Source organism: Streptococcus sp. 2106 (assembly GCF_013277315.1).
Classification (GTDB): domain Bacteria; phylum Bacillota; class Bacilli; order Lactobacillales; family Streptococcaceae; genus Streptococcus; species Streptococcus pseudopneumoniae.
Genome location: NZ_VMMS01000120.1, coordinates 1 through 1,983 on the forward strand (window position 1 = coordinate 1; position 1,983 = coordinate 1,983).

General features: G+C 37.6%; 3 pseudogenes. 2 read left to right on the plus strand and 1 reads right to left on the minus strand.

From position 1 onward, the window contains the following. Positions 1-570 (minus strand): annotated as a pseudogene (locus HT723_RS10700) (transposase family protein); the annotation flags it as partial. 175 nt (positions 571-745) lie between these two features. Between HT723_RS10700 and HT723_RS10705 the strand changes: the two are divergent. Then, a pseudogene (locus HT723_RS10705) lies at positions 746-885 on the plus strand (IS630 transposase-related protein); the annotation flags it as partial. A 41-nt stretch (positions 886-926) separates the two neighbouring features. Then, a pseudogene (locus HT723_RS10710) lies at positions 927-1,711 on the plus strand (IS630 family transposase). Positions 1,712-1,983 lie beyond the last annotated feature (272 nt).

Sequence of the window (1,983 nt, forward strand, 5' to 3'; positions counted from 1 at the left end):
GCTTGAGTTTGCTGGATTTACGTGGAGTTTGTGCTTGAGGATCTATCTTCATGATTCCTTGATAACCACTGTCAGCCAAGATTTTACCAGCTTGTCCGATATTTCTGCGACTCATTTTGAACAACTTCATATCATGACAATAGTTCACAGTGATCTCCAAAGAAACAATTCTCCCTTGACTTGTGACAATCGCTTGAGCCTTCATAGCGTGGCATTTCTTTTTACCAGAATCATTCGCTAATTGTTTTTTTAGGGCGATTGATTTTTACTTCCGTCGCATCAATCATTACCGTGTCCTCAGAACTGAGAGGAGTTCTTGAAATCGTAAAACCACTTTGAACAAGAGTTACTTCAACCCATTGACTCCGATGAGTTAAGTTGCTTTCGTGGATACCAAAATCAGCCGCAATTTGTTCATAAGTTCGATATTTTCGCACATATTGAAGTCGCCATAAGAAGGTCTTCTAGGCTTAGTTTAGGTTTTCGTCCCCCTTTTGCGTGTTTACCTTGATAAGCTGTTTTCAATACAGCTAACATCTCTTCAAAAGTGGTGCGCTGAACACCAACCAGGAGCTTAAATCGTGTATCAGTTAGTTGTTTACTTGCTTCATAATTTTATTGTATCATATTTTTGTTTCACAGGAAGTCTATTATATTTAAGGATATTTGAAAGCTGTATTTTAGAAAAACAATTATGGAGTTTTGATATTTTCTTAGTTTCAAACAAGCATGTTATAATAAAGCTATGGCATATAGTACAGATTTTAAACATCGAGAATTAGATTACATCAAAGAGGGGCACAGCCATGTCGAGGCAGCCAAGGTTTTTGATGTTGGCGTCAGAACTCTCTTCATGTGGGAAAAGAAAGACGTGAACAAGGACACTCATACTAAGCTAAAATAAAAAAGTATTATATAATAGTAATATGAAATCAACTAAAGAAGAAATCCAAGCTATCAAAACACTTTTAAAAGACTCTAGTACAGCTAAATATCATAAACGCCTTCAAATCGTTCTATTTCGTCTGATGGGTAAATCTTATAAAGAGATTATAGAGCTTTTAGACTGTAATCAAACAACGATTTGGCCAACTGTAAAAAAATATGAGGAGTTCGGACGCGATTCTCTCCTTCAAGAAACACGTGGTGGTCGTAACCATGCATATATGACAATTGAGGAAGAGAAAGCCTTTCTTGCCCGTCATTTGAAGGCTGCAGAGGCAGGAGAATTTGTTACAATTGATGCCTTATTTCAGGCTTATACAAAGGAGTTAGGTCCTTCCTACACACGTGATGCCTTTTATCAACTCTTGAAGCGCCATGGTTGGCGAAATATTAGGCCACGTCCAGAACATCCCAAGAAAGCAGACTCTCAAACCATTGTCGCGTCTAAAAATAAAATCTCAATTCAAGAAGACAAGAAAGCGCTTTAAAACCAGTAGGCATTTTCGTAAGGTTCGCTTGATGTACTAAGATGAGGCTGGTTTCGGTAGAATCAGTAAACTGGGATCTTGTTGGGCTCCAATGGGAGTAGATCCACATGTCCATAGTCACCATATACGAGAATTTCGCTATTGTTATGGAGCTGTTGATGCCCATATTGGAAGATATCATGAATCAACTTCAAGATGTTATACAAGGACTGGAGAAGGAGGTGATAAAGTCCATCGTTAATCGGAGATGGAATAGAATGCTTTTTGAAAGCAGATGAGTATTAGATTATGAAGCAGAGCTGGAAGACGCTGAGATTTTAGGAAAGTTTTGGAATAAGGAAGGTTACTATATTATAGTTTATAACAATGCTAAAAAAGCCCCTGAACTGTTCAAGGTAGAGTTCTCTGAGTGGAAGCGTATGCATATAGGGGAGACATATTAGACAGCGTTAGGGGGATACACTTACTTTTAAGTATCAAAAAAATGAGCACTTCCGTAATTGGAAATGCTTGTTTTTTGATATGTTTAGACTCTTATACTCAATGAAAA